General features: G+C 41.2%; 15 protein-coding genes. 8 read left to right on the top strand and 7 right to left on the bottom strand.

What is annotated here, in order from left to right:
* Window positions 1–201 precede the first annotated feature (201 nt).
* Window positions 202–591 (top strand): BlaI/MecI/CopY family transcriptional regulator, encoded by a 390-nt coding sequence (locus MHB56_RS03710; protein ID WP_076143756.1) that lies wholly within the window; start codon window positions 202–204, stop codon window positions 589–591.
* Window positions 591–2,420 (top strand): M56 family metallopeptidase, encoded by a 1,830-nt coding sequence (locus tag MHB56_RS03705; protein ID WP_076182915.1) that lies wholly within the window; start codon window positions 591–593, stop codon window positions 2,418–2,420. Before MHB56_RS03710 ends, MHB56_RS03705 begins: the two co-directional genes overlap by 1 nt.
* A 668-nt stretch (window positions 2,421–3,088) precedes the next feature.
* Here the strand turns inward: MHB56_RS03705 and MHB56_RS03700 are convergent.
* On the bottom strand, window positions 3,089–3,715 hold the full coding sequence (locus MHB56_RS03700) for a glycoside hydrolase domain-containing protein (protein ID WP_076127258.1): 627 nt from the start codon (window positions 3,713–3,715) through the stop codon (window positions 3,089–3,091).
* A gap of 254 nt (window positions 3,716–3,969) precedes the next feature.
* Between MHB56_RS03700 and MHB56_RS03695 the strand changes: the two genes are divergently transcribed.
* Window positions 3,970–5,088: a copper amine oxidase N-terminal domain-containing protein gene (locus tag MHB56_RS03695; protein ID WP_341143272.1), complete on the top strand. Its 1,119-nt coding sequence runs from the start codon at window positions 3,970–3,972 to the stop codon at window positions 5,086–5,088.
* Window positions 5,089–5,165: 77 nt separating this feature from the next.
* On the opposite strand, the gene MHB56_RS03690 is transcribed toward MHB56_RS03695, so the two are convergent.
* On the bottom strand, window positions 5,166–5,720 hold the full coding sequence (locus MHB56_RS03690; RefSeq protein ID WP_339281175.1) for a helix-turn-helix domain-containing protein: 555 nt from the start codon (window positions 5,718–5,720) through the stop codon (window positions 5,166–5,168).
* A gap of 114 nt (window positions 5,721–5,834) precedes the next feature.
* Between MHB56_RS03690 and MHB56_RS03685 the strand changes: the two genes are divergently transcribed.
* Entirely contained in the window at window positions 5,835–6,416 is a 582-nt protein-coding gene (locus MHB56_RS03685; protein WP_341143271.1) for a LysE family transporter, read from the top strand.
* 21 nt (window positions 6,417–6,437) lie between these two features.
* On the opposite strand, the gene MHB56_RS03680 is transcribed toward MHB56_RS03685, so the two are convergent.
* Window positions 6,438–7,427 (bottom strand): ketoacyl-ACP synthase III, encoded by a 990-nt coding sequence (locus MHB56_RS03680; RefSeq protein WP_076217871.1) that lies wholly within the window; start codon window positions 7,425–7,427, stop codon window positions 6,438–6,440.
* Between the two features lie 435 nt (window positions 7,428–7,862).
* Between MHB56_RS03680 and MHB56_RS03675 the strand changes: the two genes are divergently transcribed.
* Window positions 7,863–8,528: a CAP domain-containing protein gene (locus MHB56_RS03675; RefSeq protein ID WP_081391877.1), complete on the top strand. Its 666-nt coding sequence runs from the start codon at window positions 7,863–7,865 to the stop codon at window positions 8,526–8,528.
* Window positions 8,529–8,953: 425 nt separating this feature from the next.
* Here MHB56_RS03675 and MHB56_RS03670 read toward each other — a convergent pair whose 3' ends face one another.
* Genes MHB56_RS03670 through MHB56_RS03655 form a run of 4 tightly spaced genes read right to left on the bottom strand, consistent with a single transcriptional unit; the run spans window position 8,954 to window position 13,084 of the window.
* Entirely contained in the window at window positions 8,954–10,060 is a 1,107-nt protein-coding gene (locus MHB56_RS03670; protein ID WP_340392277.1) for a GerAB/ArcD/ProY family transporter, read from the bottom strand.
* 23 nt (window positions 10,061–10,083) lie between these two features.
* Entirely contained in the window at window positions 10,084–10,326 is a 243-nt protein-coding gene (locus MHB56_RS03665; RefSeq protein ID WP_340392275.1) for a hypothetical protein, read from the bottom strand.
* 2 nt (window positions 10,327–10,328) lie between these two features.
* Window positions 10,329–11,498, bottom strand: a complete 1,170-nt coding sequence (locus MHB56_RS03660) for a Ger(x)C family spore germination protein (RefSeq protein ID WP_175617281.1) — start codon at window positions 11,496–11,498, stop codon at window positions 10,329–10,331.
* Window positions 11,499–11,503: 5 nt separating this feature from the next.
* The gene (locus tag MHB56_RS03655; RefSeq protein WP_341143270.1) at window positions 11,504–13,084 is read right to left on the bottom strand and encodes a spore germination protein; all 1,581 of its coding nucleotides are present in this window, start codon (window positions 13,082–13,084) and stop codon (window positions 11,504–11,506) included.
* Between the two features lie 335 nt (window positions 13,085–13,419).
* Between MHB56_RS03655 and MHB56_RS03650 the strand changes: the two genes are divergently transcribed.
* The 3 genes from MHB56_RS03650 (at window position 13,420) to MHB56_RS03640 (ending at window position 16,812) form a co-directional block, all read left to right on the top strand.
* Window positions 13,420–14,634 (top strand): MFS transporter, encoded by a 1,215-nt coding sequence (locus MHB56_RS03650; RefSeq protein ID WP_248548577.1) that lies wholly within the window; start codon window positions 13,420–13,422, stop codon window positions 14,632–14,634.
* A gap of 129 nt (window positions 14,635–14,763) precedes the next feature.
* A complete protein-coding gene (locus MHB56_RS03645; RefSeq protein ID WP_076182909.1) occupies window positions 14,764–15,489 on the top strand; it encodes a LytR/AlgR family response regulator transcription factor in 726 nt (241 codons plus the stop codon).
* Window positions 15,490–16,812, top strand: coding sequence for a GHKL domain-containing protein (locus tag MHB56_RS03640; protein ID WP_341143269.1), 1,323 nt, complete (start codon window positions 15,490–15,492; stop codon window positions 16,810–16,812).
* Window positions 16,813–16,844: the final 32 nt, after the last annotated feature.

The following is a 16,844-nucleotide window of genomic DNA, read 5'->3' as shown; positions in this document are numbered from 1 at the left end:
GTGTGCGTTGGTTATCATTGTTGGAATCTTATAAAAATTCCTAGGGTTCTATTTATTATTTGCTACTGGACTTGTGAAACCTTTATTAAAACAATAAACGTCTAAGAATGTATACATATTTTAGAAATAATGTGCTTGCTTTTTAATTACACGTTTGTATAATGAAGGTATTACACAAATGTATAACAAGGAGAAATATGGATGAATAACAAAATCAAACGCTTGCCAGATGCTGAACTGGAAATTATGCTGGTGATTTGGCGAGCCGAGAGTTGGGTTAGCTCCTCTTATATTTTGAATCAACTGGGGGATAAACGTAAGTGGGCGCTTGCAACTTTGATGACAGTGCTGTCACGGCTGGTTGAAAAGGGCTTTCTATCTTGCGAAAAAGAAGGGCGGAGCAACCGTTATCTCGCTGCAATTTCTGAGACAGATTATAAAGAGAGCGAAGGGAAGTCTACGCTTGAAAAGCTGTTTGGCAACTCTGTGCAGGATATGGTGATGTCCTTATACAACGGGAAGGCGATTGATAAAAGCGATCTTGCTGAGTTGCGGGAACTGCTCGATAGAGTAGATAAGGAGGAATCCTGATGATAACAGGTCTTTTTACAGATTTTCTGGTTATTTCTGTGACCCTTAGTTTAGTTATTATCGGCTTAATCACATTAACTCCCTTGTTAAGAAAACATTATTCGGCTAAGTTGAGCTATTGGATATGGTTGATCCTAACCTTGCGATTATTGTTGCCATTCAACTTTTCCTTTACCAATCCTCCTGTGGCGATTCAGCTACCCGAAGGTCAGGCCATAGCAACTGTCTTTCAAAGCTCAGTGTCCCAGAATTTGCAGGCGGATACGCCAGTAATCTCTCAGCCGGTCCAGACAGGGGATGTAAGCCATATCCCTTCTATAATTAATATTTTAGCTTACATCTGGGTTACTGGCGCTGTGCTTTTTTTAGGGTATCATTTGCTGAGTTATTTCTTTTTCAGGAAACAGGTGTTACGTTGGAGCAGCCCTCTTCAGAGAGAGGATATGTTCTCCAAGCTCAAACAAGTCGCTAAAGAAATGCATGTAACAACCACCATTGCGGTTCTGATAAGCAGTAAAGTTCCGAATCCGATGCTAATGGGTTTTTACAAGCCAACACTATTCTTGCCGCATGATCAATATAGTGACGAAGAGCTGGAGTTTATCTTAAAACATGAGCTGGTCCATTACAAAAGGCATGACATCATATATAAGCTACTGCTACTGATTGTGCAGGCACTGCATTGGTTTAATCCATTGGTCTGGTTCATGGCACGCGAAGCTGTCCGCGAAATTGAAATTTATTGTGATGACACCGTTGTACGTAAGCAAAATGCGGCATATCGAAAGAAATACTGCGAAGCCATTTTATCGGTTATGCAAAGTAATGCTACACGGCATGTAGCTTTATCAACGAATTTTGCAGGAGGAAAACACTCGATGAAGCAGAGATTTGGCAGTATTTTAAATATGAAAGAAAAACGAAATGGAGTAGGCGCATTTCTTGCGGTCTTAATGGTGGTTAGTGTAACAGCAGTGCTAGCAGCCTGTACCAACCTAACCGGCCAATCTACAGATACGGCGGCGCTCAAACCAGGTACTATTTATTCCTACAGCTCTAGTGGCGAACAAGTTGTTGTGCATGACGCTGGGAATGCGTATTCCATGGACGAGGATGGTAATGTCTCTGTCTCCTATCGGAAAGGGGAGATCCAAGCGCAAACGCCTTTAAAACTTGATACGACTGGAACAGAAATGGGGATGGGGAGAGCGGATACCGGATTTTATATCTCCGAGGACAAAACTGCAATTGTATATGGATTTGCGGATGGTAAAGAATCCCCTCTACATGTATTAATCAGTGATGACATGGGGAAATCGTGGAATAACTACAACATTGCAGGTGCAAAGGGTTATGACGCCAAGTTCATCGGGTTTACTGACAAACAAAATGGATGGATCGTCTCCGGAGGTTCTGCAGGCGTGGGACGCTCATTAAATTATGTATACCAGACCTCTGACGGCGGGAAGACATGGACGGAGCTTGGAAATCCTAACGATTTATACGCGGAAAGTTTAGCCGGGGCAGGGTTTTCTAACAAGGATATCGGATTCTTAGGGTTCAGATATTATGAAGATAATGGGCCTGTTATTTATTGGACCAAAGATAAGGGACAGTCATGGGAAAAACTCGTGGTATCCCTTCCGGAAACCTTTAATGAATATCAAAAAACGCCGCTTTCACCTATTTTTATTGGAAAAGAAGGATTGTATCCTATTCTGCTCAGCAAAGAGGGCAACACTGTAGGTACCATCTATCTGTCGAGTAAGGACAACGGCCTGAAGTGGACGTATGATCCCGCATATGATCAAATGGGCGATTCTAAATAGGAGCAAGTGGAGGAGGGGGTGATCTACAAAGATCTCGCCCCTTTTTTATACGGAGAGCGGACGAATTTAATATGTAGCGGCTTTTAATTGTATTTCGTACAGCTATTTTCGCTCGAAAAACTCGCTCATGAAGATAGTTGTATTTTGTACAGCTATTTTTTAGTTTTTTGCCGCTAAAGCTGATAACTGTGATTTTTAATTGTATAGAATACAGTTAAAGTGAGAAGTTAGCCTTTTACAGACGAAATAAGTGTATAAAGTGCAGTTATCTCATAGGTTGCATAAAGTTACAGCGATAAAATATACGGGGAGAGGATAGCGGAAGCAAGCTGCTGTCAGTGAAGAAAGCAAGCTGCTATCAGTGAGGAAAGCGAGTTGCTGTCAGTGTGGAATGGATGCTCGATCGTAATTCGGCTGGACATTGGAAAATTCTATGGATTTTTCTCCGAGGGTTGCCCAAAGAAGACATTAAAGTCGGATAGCTACGATTTATGAATATCTGCTTAAACAAACCGCTACAAACCAAAAACACCAGGCAGAGCTTCTCCATTAATCGGATAATCCATGCCTGGTTGTCTTTTTACTATTTTTATAATAACGAGACTTTATTTGAATCTATCATAATCTGCTTTCGTACGACGCCTCGTCACCGATAAAAGTGGAATAAATTACTTTTTCCAGCCTCCACCGCTATGTGAGGAGGACTCTACATAGTCTACGTTGATTTTGCCAGTGCTTGTTCCTACCTCAGTGTTGAAATTATATTGTCGCAGGTTCCAATCCTCGAAGGTTCCCTGCCAGTCATTATCTACGATGAAGGTGTAACGTGTTGTGGCGGAATTAGTGCCTCGAATATGAGAGCAGACTGCTCGTGATCCGTAGATACCCATTTTATAGCCTTTGGAATTTTTAGTACTGCTGTCTAGCACTGATTTTATGCCTTGAAAATAAGGTACTATATTGTTTGTGATTTCGGTAGAGGTCATATCGCGGTCTATCGCAAAATAAATCGGAGTGCTGCTGGTTTGTCCCAAATCACTTGCTAATCCTACAGCCGTTTCAGCATCTTTAATCCCATTGGCTTTCGTAAAATGATCGAGCGATTTGCTGATTTGATAAAGGGATATGATATATAATCCCCCATCTGAAATCCGTGTAATCTCAGCTGAGGTGAGACCATCTTGGTATCCTTCCACGCGATTTAAATATCGGCAAACGAATGTGAATTTATTATTTTTAAGTGTAGTTAATCTTGCTGCTGTTACATTTGTAGCTGTATCACAACCTAAAGCCATTGTAATTGCCTTCTTTCAATTTTTTTGTTTAAGGTTTGGCGCCAACCTCCCTATCAATATATGAGAAAATTTTCACAGATTCTTGGGGGAACAACGAAATGGGAGAAAAAGAGGCAGATGAGAGGATGAATAGAAGGAGAGACTTTGATCTTATAATTTACTATTATTGTTAACTTCTAGGAACCTTTGGAATTAAACTGCGTCTATACCCTATGAAGAATTTATGATTTTCTAACATGGAGGTTGATCAAGATATGGATAAAAGATGGTTGCTAGCTCCAATACTTGTTGCATCATTGCTTGCTGCTCCAGTTGCGAATGCGGCATTGCCCGCTTACTTCACTTTCATTATGGATGGAGGCGGGGAAGGTACGAGCGCTGCACTAGTAAAGGATGGGATTACTTATGTTTCAGCCAGTCACTGGGAAGCGGCAGGACTTAAGGTTGTATGGGATAAATCGCATCAAAGAGCGGAGTTTACTGGATGGGGAAAAAAGATAGCCGTTCGTATTGGAAGTAAACAGGGGGTCCTTGATGGTAAATTGGTAAGTGTAGAAGGTGTTCCTTTTGAAATTAATGGTCAACTCTATGTACCTGCCCGTTTTCTTGTAAATTCATTAGGAGGAACAACGGTCAGCTGGGATGCGACGAAGAGGATATATACAGCAACTGGGCTATTGAACTATGCTAGTGCCAGCGCACAATTTGCTGGATCTACTTATACAGTGGATAAAAAAACAGGGGGTTTATATCTAACAGATTCCGCAGGACAAACTCGCTTGCTAACGAACCTTGGTTCGCAGTTATTCGATGCTGTTCAATTCGATTTTCAGAAGACGCCGAAAGGTCTAATCTATCTAACCGTAACAGATGTTTACGGAGAACCACATATCAATAATAAATGGTATACGATGATTATTAAGGATGGAATGGTCATTCGCCACGCAAGTGTAGGATACTATCTTCGTTATGGTGACAATGTGAAAATAGCTGGCAATCAGCTCCTGCTTACCGATGGGAAAATATTACGATTAATTGAAGATGGAACAGGGAACGTAACGGAGACGATTAATCTGAACACCCTAGGTGGTAATTCGGATAATTATTTAGTGGAGGGAATGGACGAGGATTTTCTGCTGATTCGGTCCAATCAGCAAGGTTTCCTCATGATGATAGATCGTAAAACAGGTGCCAAAACATTGTTGTACAAGGCACTTCTTGACGTAGAGCAGCAAAAATATGCCGAAACAAACGACCTTCCTTTTTTTGGAGACAATCTGAAATTCCTGAAAAGAGAAGGGGATGCCCTGCTTTTTAATAATGAATATGTAAAAGACGGTAAGGTTTATAAGTTAATGCTGGACGGTTCATAATGGGGAGGCTGAGCGTTATCTCCGCAGGTTATCATAGTAAGATTTGATCCCAAGGTTTAAGAACCTTGGTTTTTTTGCTAACTAGAATAATATAAGATCATGCTTAAACGGGTCAATAATTGTCCTGGATTATAATATACATGGGGTTTGTCTGCGTTAAACGTGATAGAATCACCAGATTTTAATAGATATTCATTTTCATCGACACGCAAAGACAATTCACCATCAAATACAGTGATTAATTCTTCAGTTCCTTCCATATGTGGATTGGCATCAAGGTATCCACCTTTGTCTATCTCAACTGTATAACCCTCAAATCGTTTGCTTTCATCAAATGGGAAAGATGGGTACACCCGATATTTTCCGTTGTCTTCAAGCAGTGGTTGAATTTCATTTCTTAATACGACTCTTGTGTCAGGCTTTGGGTAATCTATCAGCGCAGAAAATGAAGTTTTTAATCCATTGGCGATCTTCCAAATGGTTGTAATGGTAGGTGCCGATTCGCCTCTTTCGATTTGACCAATCATTGTTTTGCTTACTCCTGTTAATTCAGCCACCTTTTCCAGGCTTAAATCTTTACTTCTTCTAATCTTTTTTATATTCTCCGCAATGATTTGATTTATCTCTTCCACGGTAATTCTCCTATCCCTATTTACTTTATAACGACCAGGATATGCAATAAAACGCACATAAGGACGTTATAGCGTCTGATAAATACATTATAACATACAACGAGGTGTAATTCAGTGATTGTTTCTTTGTTTTTATATGCATTTGTTGCTAGCTTTACTCCGGGACCTAATAACATTATGGCAATGACTTTTGCAAACCAGTTTGGTTTACGAAAAACATTGAGATTTTGTTTAGGAGTGGGCACAGGTTTTTTCGTGATTATATTGTTATGTTGCTATTTTAATATACTTCTGATCAATTTTATCCCTAAGATTGAATCTATTATGGCTGTGATAGGCGGAGTCTACATGTTTTATTTAGCATTTAAAATTATTACAAGTAAACATCAAGAAAGTGATGGAAGTGGCGATAAACATAACAGTTTTATTGCGGGTATGCTTTTACAATTTATTAATCCTAAAGGGATATTATATGGAATCACAGTTACATCTACATTTATTCTTACCTCTCATTCTTCCTATTTTAGCTTATTGAGTTACTCTATAGTCTTAGCATTCATCGGTTTTATGGGCACTTTTAGTTGGTGTTTATGTGGTTCTCTTTTCAAAAAAATGATATCTAAATATAGAAGTCAATTTAATATACTGATGGGATTGTTGTTAGTGTATTGTGGAGTTTCGATAGTGATAGGATGAATGAATGAATGGAGCCCCATGTCAATAACGCCATAACATTGAACCGGCTTGATAACCTGACCCCAATGTCCAAAATAATAAGTTGTCGCCACGTTTGATCAAACCATGTTCAATAGCACAATATAAGGCCAGAAAGGGACTGCTTGTGCCTGTATAGCCATATTCGTCGGCTACATAAATAATTTTATGTTGATCCAGGTTCAGCTTAGCTTGAAGTAATTTAATATTAGCCAATGTAAATTGTGAAAAACAAAAAACTTGTATATCCTCGAATGTTAGGTGATGTTTGTTTAATAATTCAACAATAGATGCTTCCGCAAATCGTACACTGTCTATTCCGCTGAATCTCCCCCAGTGTAAGTAGCGGTGTTCAGCCCCATCACGCAAAGACTTAGCCAATCCTTGAGCGGGGTACACAATTTCTTCTGTAAAACGGCTGTCCGAAAGATACCTTACGTCAATTAATCCACTCTCTGAATGATCTTTTTCTAAAATGAGGGCTACGGCGGCATCGCCAAAAATTGAATATGTTATTGGATGTGAAGGATCAGCCCATAAATTTAAAAAATCCGAACCGATAACCAACGCTCTATCTCTATCAGGATCATCGTATAAAGTACGAGCAGCCTGTTCAACCGCAATAAACATTCCTATACAATTACCATTTAAGTCATAGCAAAGCGTATCATCTTTACCTTTGATAGCTTTGTGAATAAGCAATGAATTCGTAGGTGATAAATATTCCGGAGTTGAGCTGGAAAAAAGAATCAGGTCTATATCTGCAGAATTCAATGATGCAGCATCAATTGCCTGTTGAGCGGCATTAATCGCCATCGTCAACGAGTTCTCCTTCGTTCCTTCAATAACATGGCGGTTTTTTCTGCCTGTCTTTTTAAGAATCCGCTTAATATCTATACCTTGCTTTTGAAAATGGTCAATAAAATATTGGTTGTTAATCACTCTTTCAGGACAATAAATGGAGACTTGTTTTATCGAGATACCTTCTAACATAGCATGATCACTCCTTGTAATAATTTTGCAATCACATTACATTAAGTAATCTAAAAGTATCTAATTACCTAACAACACCTGCTCATTTCTATAAGCTTGTTTGTCCAAATCTTATTTGATGTTATACTTTATGATCTTAATAAAGCATAACATTAATTAGTAAAAAATTCTATAATTTACTATAAATGTAACTATATCGACGCATCTAAAATATCCACTAAGATTAAGTCCACAGCAACCATGTTGCGAGTGGACTTTTTTGCTTTTTATATTTTTGAATTAGGGATGAATAAATCAGGGGTACTTTACAAAAACTTTATTCGATTAAGTCACTACTTTGCCAAATCAGGAGGGGTTCTTATTAAACCATTTATCGTAATAGTAGCGCTATTACTCGTTACTGCTTGTTCGGGTAATAACTCGGCCAACAACCAAATGACAACTCAACAAACGAAGGTTGACAATCATGCTCGTAAAACTACCTCAAGTTCAACTTTAACGCAAGCATCTTCCATTTCCACGGAGAATGCAGGGAATACAACAATTAAGACTAAACAAGTTCCTGGCGATGTAACGAAATGGCTGGATGGGTTCATCCGTACCAATCCACCTACAGGAAGCACAACAGATCAAACAACGTATCCGCAGCAGTCGGCGAAACCACAATATTCTGCAAATCCGCAACATTCTGCTGTCCCACAGAAGTCTGCAAATCCACAACCATCCACCAATACATCCCAATCGGTACAGCAAGTATTGGATCTGGTGAATAAAGAAAGAACGAATGCAGGCTTGAAGCCTCTTAGCTTAAATAGCGAACTTTCGAAAATGGCTTTGGCTAAAGCGCAGGATATGTATGACAATAACTATTTTGACCATCAGTCTCCTACGTATGGATCTCCGTTTGATATGATGAAAGCATTCGGGATCTCATACAATTCAGCGGGGGAAAATATCGCCAAAGGTCAGTCGAGCGCAGAAGAAGTAATGAACCAATGGATGAACAGTCCTGGTCATCGTGCCAATATCCTGAATAGTAGCTTTACAGAAATTGGAATAGGTTACTATAACAGCGAGTGGGTTCAAGAATTTATTGGTTAGAGCGAGTAACGTAATAAACTTAACAGGGGTGTCCTAATAAGCTAAAAGTGGCTGTTGGGCATCCCTACTTTGCTTCGTTTGATCCAATAACACTTGCACAGACCAAGCCCATCGGACACAGCTGACCTTAAACGTGTCATGGGTCTATATTTTGCATCCTAGCGGACTGTATAGCAGCTATTCCCATAAAAAAACACTCAATATGAGTCTTTTTATATGAGATAGCGTCAGTGGAGTCCGAAACTCTGCTCCAAAGGCCAAAAAATTGGGAATAACGTCCTCTGGGTCCGGAAATCTCAGAATCTTCAATCGCGATGGCAAGCAATTATGTAGAGCAATACTTTTGCTGGCGGGCTGGATTCAAGAAAAGAAGAAGCTGAAGTCTGCGAAATGAGATAGGGGATATTGAATCCGTTTAGAACGGGTTATTTTTTGTGTTGATTTATATGATAACGAATAAAAGTGACCAATAGAATCAGAAGAAACGGCAGGATGTAAGCTAGATTAGTGAGCAAGGGCCATGTAGTATTCACGATTTTCTCAAGCTCAGACTCCTGTGTGTAAGTCGTTACAGATAACAGCAGGCAGACAAAAGCAAGTGGGAAAACAATTAAACGTTCATCATTCAATCTCAGAAGCTCCTTTAGTACTTTAATAAGAATAAGCAGCAGGATAGAAGCCTTGAAATAGAAGCCGATAATGAGTGAAAAACCAATCACGGATTCGATTCTTTCAATGGTTTCCTGAAAATAAATGAGTCTCGCCAACTGATATAATGAATATTTCAAGCTGCCGGACAGTGGTCCCAATACCATAATACTGCTAATGACAGAAGCAATTAACGTCAGGGCATTGATGATGAGTGCAAGATACATCTGTTTTCCCAGTTTAGAATTGTCTTCTTTACGCACGAACGGTAAAATCATCGAAAAAACGATAAGCTCGGAATAGGGAAAGCCATAGACTACATATGTAGCACTTAGGATAGGCCTAAATCCATCAGGCATGATGGGCAGTAGGTACTCGGGATGATACAACCCTGCTACGAGTATCCAGACTAAGATGATAAATCCGAACATTAGTGACATTAGGACGGCTGCCATGCGGGCAATCACTTCAATTCCAGCTAGAGCTGTCATCGCAATCGTTATAAAAAACATGGTGTTTACTGCGTAAGTGGGCGTTTCTTTTAACATCGTGCTTTTGAAAAAGGTTCCGATCTCAATTACAATTCCAGCGACATTCCAAAACAGTACACAAGTGAAAGGAATCAGGAGGACGAGGGTCAGTCCGTTTCCAAGTACGGAGCGGCTTTGTTCCACAAGCGAAAGATCTGGCGCTCGTCGGTTCAAATATAGAATACCGGAAAGCAGAGCCATTCCTATGGCCGAGGCGATTAAGAGGGATATCCAGGCTCCGTTGCCGGCAAAGTTAGTTAGTGACGCAGGGACGATAACGATTGAGGAACCGGTCATAAAGAAGAGAAACAGCATGGACATTTGGATCGAACTAACACGTTCTTGCTTATTCATACGTTCCTCCTCATTCTTTAAGCTTATGAAATGGCAGGGTTGATCCAATGGACGATGTGCTCAGCTGGAGCCGTGAATAAATTGAAGATGGAATCTATATTGGGCCATGGCTTAGCTGCAATAAAGATAAATCCGAGATAAAGTACGGGTAGTAATAATACTCCATAAACTACTCGATCGCGGATGGAGGCTTGCTTAAACCTTGGGATGTCATGGGCTAGCATAGCGGAAGCTAATAAGAGAACGCAGATTATTTTTCCCACCATAGCTACTTCTCCTTTGTTCCAAATATTGTGCCTGAGTTCATTCCAGTGCTTAGCACTTTGACATCAACGTTGATATCGAACTGAGTCTGGGCGAATGTATCCTTCCATTGAGGCTCTAGTTGTTTCCACAGCTGCGGATTTTTCCGGTAAATCTGATTGCCAATTCCGAGTGCGTCGATCTTTTTTGTTTTCAAAAACTTGGTTGCGTGCTCAACCTGTTGTTCAACCTGAGTTATGATACGCTGCTCAAAAAGCTTCATGTCCTTATTGTTTTTTAAATGTGAGCAACGTAATTCTCCGATCATTCCTTCAATAGCAATTTTTACACCGACGGACACAGAACCATTTTTTACGATTGGAGTAAGCGTACTGTTGAAGGTAAGCACTTCAAGCGTTTCTTTTTTCCGCAGCGGTACTTCGGTCTCATCCGGGCAAGGAAATTCTAGTACTCCATAGATATATCTATCCGTCAGCATCATGAATGCTTCTGTATCCTTCTCCTTTAGAATGTCAATCATTTTACCGTTATGAATTACAGCCAGCCCAGATATCAATGGTTTATGATCCAAACTGGTCTTATGCAGGTAAGGGATGATGGAAGTATTGGAGGGGCTACACATTTGTATAGCCAGCTCATAGAGAGGAATCTTGGAAGTTTTTGCGGCATATAGAGCACCGCTCGTCTCCATTCTCTTATACTGTTGACCAATGGTCTGCTCGATAAACGGGTTGATATCTAAAAATGGTGCCGCAGATTGCTCAGCGATGAGAGGAAGAACGGTACCACGCGGTTCTTGATCCCTGGAGAAAAAATCAAGTACCTCCCGGATGTTCGTGGTTCTGGCTAGTTGCTCCCCGATTAATATGACACGCATATGATCCCATTTGGCTTTTCGACCAAATTTTGCCGGGATCTCCCTTATTGCTTCAAAAAAGGTTTCTCCACTCGTAACGATATTAATTCCCTTGGACGCTGGATCCCCTGCTTGTCCCATTTCTATTTTGGTGGAAGGATTATAGAAATGTGTCGTGATTACAATCCGATTGTCTTCGCTTTGGTCAATGGCGACCGCCTGCACATACCCATACTCGTCCAATTCTTTATTATCCCAGCATCCGCTAGTTAGAGTGAGTACAAGAAGGGAAATTAGTATGGTAGTAAGCCGCTTCACTATATCTACTTCCTTCCCGAAGTCTTTTTATATAGGTGTCGATTCCGTGGTGAATGAAGCAGCAGTCTTCTCGGAAGTAGAAAAATAGAATCACGTACTCTTTTAAGATCTAACGGAGCTAACGAGTCTAAATACGGTTCTCCTAAAGAGCGCAAGGTAGCCAGATGGAGATAAATTAGAATAAAACCGACCATGATGCCAAGTCCTCCGAATGTTGCCGCGAGAATCATTAAGGGAAACCGTAAAATCCGCAGCGCAATTGCCATATTGTATTGTGGTAGCGCAAATGAGGCAATGCCCGTCAAAGCGACGACAATGACCATGACCGGAGAGGCAATCTGCGATTGAATAGCAGCTTGTCCAATGACCAAAGCCCCAACGATACTGACGGCCGATCCAATCGGTCTGGGTAAGCGTATGCCCGCCTCTCTCAATAGCTCAAAGAAAAACTCCATGATCAAAGCTTCAACCATAGCCGGAAAGGGGATTCCTTCGCGTGTGTTTAGAATGGCAAGCAGCAGAACTGTGGGAATTAGTTCGGAATGGAAGTTGGATAAGGCAATATAGGTACTGGGTAACAGCAGGGCGATGATGAAGGCAGCGACCCTAATCATTCTTATCAATGATGAAAAAATGGTCCGGTAGTAATAATCTTCGCTATTCGTAAAAAACTCCATGAAATTCCCGGGACAGATCAGAATGGAAGGACTTCCGTTAACCATAGCAATAATCTTTCCGTCTAGCAGAGCTGTTATAGCTGTATCCGGTCGTTCTGTATAGCGGACTTGTGGAAATGGTGAGTAGAGCGAATCACCGATCCACTCTTCGAGATAGGAAACGTCAAGAATTTCTTCCTGATCAATACTTGCTATCCGTTGTTTGAATTGATTTAATGTTTCTGGTTTGACTACTCCATCCAGATAACCATAGGACAACGTTCTTTGAACCTGCTTACCAGAGGTAAAGAACTCGAACTTAAGATTAGTAGATTTCAGCAAACTACGAATAACACCTACATTACGCTCCAAGCTTTCTATAAAGCTGACGTGGGGACCTTGAACAGTAGGCTCTGAAATGGGCTCAGAGGTTTGGCGCTGTTCTACATCGAAGGCATAATAGGCAACGGCTTTTTGCCAACCTGTAAAGAAAAGGACAACTTTCCCATCAAGAATCCCCTTAATGGCTTGACCGATATTGTCCATTAATTCAAGCAGCGGTGATGAAACACCATTTTTTTCAAAATAGGAGATGACATCTTCAACGGTCACGTCCAAGGTGGGACCCAGCTCATGCGGAACTAAATTCTGCAAGACATCTTTAAAATAATTTGTAGGGTCAGACTTAGTAAGTGTATTGAAATAGACGGATGAGGCTTCATACTTAAGATCCGGGCCATAATGCCATGGAATTACCTTTAGGTCCGAACAATTGGCAAAACATTTATTAATAATCTGTAAGTTGTCTTCGAGAGACGCAGAGATAGAATGGGAAAAAAGATCCTTCATTGAAAGCTCATTTTCGGCTTCGAATTGAGGGTGCACCTTAGGATTAGACGGAGGTGTCTTGGCGTTAAAAAATTTCCGCATGCAATTCTCCTTAAATAAATGAGATGTTAAGTGATTTTTATCTTCTCCCTTATTTAGGAATTTATTCGGAAGGTGGGGATAGATCAAATTTTTCGCAAAAAGAACAATTGGAACTGGCTCAGGGAAGAGATGCGATGTTATAATGAACATAATTTTTTTCAGGAGGTGCTCCTTGTGACTCATTCCATTCGTTTATGGTAATCAGTGGTGCAAGACAAGTGGACTCATTCTTTCTTTGAGATAAGGAAATGAGTTTATTTGTGATGTGCCTGTTTCAGTGTGCCTATGCTCATGGAATGAGTTTATTTAAGTTTTTAATCAAAGGAGATGACCTTATGCAAATACAATGGAAAAAAGCCTTCGCCCTTATTTTTAGCGGACAGATTTTCTCGATTCTTACGAGTTCGATGGTTCAATTCGCGGTGATCTGGCACTTAACGGAATCGACAGGGTCAGCGGCAGTTTTGATGATTGCTGGGTTGGCAGCGTTTTTGCCGCAAGCGGTCTTGGGTCCTTTTGTAGGGGTCTGGCTGGACCGTTGGAATCGTAAAATAACGATGATTATTGCTGATAGCGCAATTGCGCTCTTCAGTCTGATATTAGGTATTTATTTCATGTGGGGGGAACCGGGACTTGGCTTTGTGTATGTCATTCTGAGCCTGCGTTCGGCGGCATCAGCCTTTCATGCTCCGGCTTTTCAGGCGGCTGTTCCGTTGATTGCGCCTGAAGAAGAATTGACAAGAGTCGCGGGCTGGCAGCAGATGGTGTTCTCTTTCTCGAATGTAATGGGTCCTGCACTTGGGATAGCGGTTTACTCGGCAACTTCGCTCGGGGCAGTATTACTACTCGATGTGGCCGGGGCTTTGATTGCGAATCTGATGCTGTTCATGGTGAAGATCCATCAGCCTAAAGTGCAGTCTTCAGCTGCGCCGTCTTTCGTTCAAGAATTCCGTTTGGGTTGGAACGCACTCATTCAAGCGAAACCCATTGTGTTGATTACGGGGGCTACTGCGGTGTTTAGTATCGCATTTATGCCGTTAGCGACACTGTTTCCTTATATGACATTGTCTCATTTTGGCCGTGGAGGATACAGTGCCAGCCTGGTGGAAGCGGTGTTCAGCATCGGGATGATTTTAGGTGGTCTGCTATTGTCGATGTTCTCATCTAAATGGAGCGACATTAGCTATATGAGCGTAGGTCTGCTAGTCATCGGTCTTACCTGTGTGATCAGTGGTTTGATTGGTCCGAATGCATTTGTGATCTTTGCCATTCTCTCGTTCTTGATGGGCAGTGCGGCACCCTTCTTCAACGGTCCCTTCATGGCGATGATCCAACGTTCTTTTGAACCCGAGATGCTTGGGCGTGTCATTTCACTCGTGACCAGCATTATGATGTTGTCTTCGCCAATTGGGCTGCTGTTGGCAGGACCTGTGGTGGATCGATACGGTGTGCAGCTATGGTTCCTCGGTTCAGGAATTGTGGTGATGCTGACCGCTCTGTTTATTTTCATCCAGTTTCGGCGGCTGGCGTCCGCTCTTCCGATGAATTGACTAGGGTAGAAACTTCCCTGTAAAAAAGAGTTTATAGGCCGGTCCGAGAGGATCGGCTTTTTGGCGGTTCTTCATATTTTTTCAAATTATAATATGATAGAATTACGTTCACTTGGAGGGATACATAATATGAATCTTCACATTGCAATCTGTGACGATCAGAGGCAAGATGCCTCGCGGTTGGAAGAATTACTCATGAAGCAGATAACTAGCCTGCAAGGGATGACTGCCTCTATTGAGATTTTTGAATCAGGCCAAACCCTGCTTCAGGCAATGACGACTACCGCATACGATATAGTTTATCTGGATATGGAGATGCCCGAGTATAACGGTATAGAAGTCGCAGAGAAGATCCGGCTCAAAGATGCCAGGGTATTAATTATCTATGTCACCAGCCATACAAGTTATATGAGAAGAAGCTTTGCGGTTCATCCCTTTCGCTATTTACTGAAACCCATTGATGAACATGAACTGCAGACCGCCACAGTCAAAGCCATTCAGCAATGCATGCAAAGAAACAACGTGCTGTCATTCTCAATCCATCATATGAGCTATAATTTAAGGGTAGATGATATTATGTATATCACGGTAGAACGAGGTAAAAAATTGGTCCTTTGTACTGAACAAGGGACTTACTCGTATTATGGCAAACTGAGAGAGTTGGAAGGACAGCTGGAATCACACGATTTTTGTCGCGTACATACGGGATTCCTAGTAAATTGGCTGTATGTTCGTTCTTTAAGCAAAGAACTTATTCAGCTGAAGAACGGGGTGGAGCTTCCCGTCAGCCGCAGTAGAAGCTCTGATTCTTTACGGTCCTACCATGCCTTTATAGAAAAGAGGATCTTAAGATAAATGTCTTTCATCCGGGAGATTAGTCCTTACTTTTTTGGTGTATTTATGCTCGTCCTTATATATGTCCCGCAAGGGGTTACATTTTATATTTTTCTCAAAAAATTCCTGATCCTGAGCAGGAGCAAAAATTCATTTATAGGCTGTCTTATTATCTTTTATATAATTAAATCGCTTACCGCTGCTAGCTTACCTCTAGTAGATTCGGTCATCCTTCACCTACTTGTGTATAGTCTGATTACTATTTTTTATTTCCGCGGCAGTGTGCTACAAAAGCTGTTCTTTAGCAGTTTCTATACAGTGTTTACGGTGGTTATTGAGATGCTGGTATGGTCTGGGATTCAGCATATCCCACTCAATGCCGAGGGAATAGATACAGTTAATTTCTGGTGGTTATCTTTTGCTTTCCTATTTGTTGTTTTGCTAAGCATCATGTTATGTCTGCTATTGCTGCGGTTGTTCAAAGTGGATACCACAACGTTACTGTCGAATCAGGATTGGGCTGTGCTGAATCTTGTTTCGGCGGGTTCTTTGCTTATTATTATTGTGAATCTGAGACATTCCAGTGATAAACCTTTTGATATTCCGTTTGATTTTGTATTCATCCTGCTTGGGATTCTTGTAATTAATGTAGCTGTAATGTTTATATATCAAAAGTTAATGAAACGGATGCAAATAGAATTGCATAATCATGTGCTTCAGCAGCAAGTGAAGGATTACACGAGTAAACTGAAAGATAATCAGGAAGCACAGCGTTTGCGGCATGATCTGAACCATGTGTTGATCCTTATTCATTCTCTGCTGGATGAAGGAGCTGTACAAGAAGCCAAGCGATATATTGCGGAGCTTGCTTCGACACAGGAGGCAGGAGAAAAGTATATTTCTTCTGGAAATATAGCTATTGATGCCATCTATAATGAGAAGTTCGCCAAAGCCGAGCTACATCAAGTTACAATGCAATCTCATTTTTGCATCCCGCAAGACCTGTTACTTGCAGGCAAAGAGGTTGAAATTGCAATTATTTTAGGCAATGCATTAGATAATGCAATCGAAGGGGTTCAGAGATTACCAGAGTCAGAGCAGAATGTTATTGGGCTGGAAGTGATTTATTGCGACGGGTTATTGGTGATTTCTTTAAAGAATCCTGCATCTCTGCTTACAGAGGACGGGCAGGGCTCTTTTTTGTCCAGCAAGCGGAACTTTGGGCGTAGAGGGTTCGGAATCGAAAGCATTGAGTATGCGGTTCAACAGCTTCAAGGAAGCGTCAGTTTCAGATATGAGAATGGGCAGTTCATGATGTTGGCGGTATTACCACTGCCTGAGTAGCAATCCGCAACCAACTACTCCACCTAACCTGC

The organism is Paenibacillus sp. FSL H8-0315, assembly GCF_038005365.1.
Classification (GTDB): Bacteria; Bacillota; Bacilli; order Paenibacillales; family Paenibacillaceae; genus Paenibacillus_AQ; species Paenibacillus_AQ odorifer.
The sequence above is the reverse complement of the archived record's forward strand: the minus strand, read 5'-3'. Positions and strand labels throughout refer to the sequence as shown.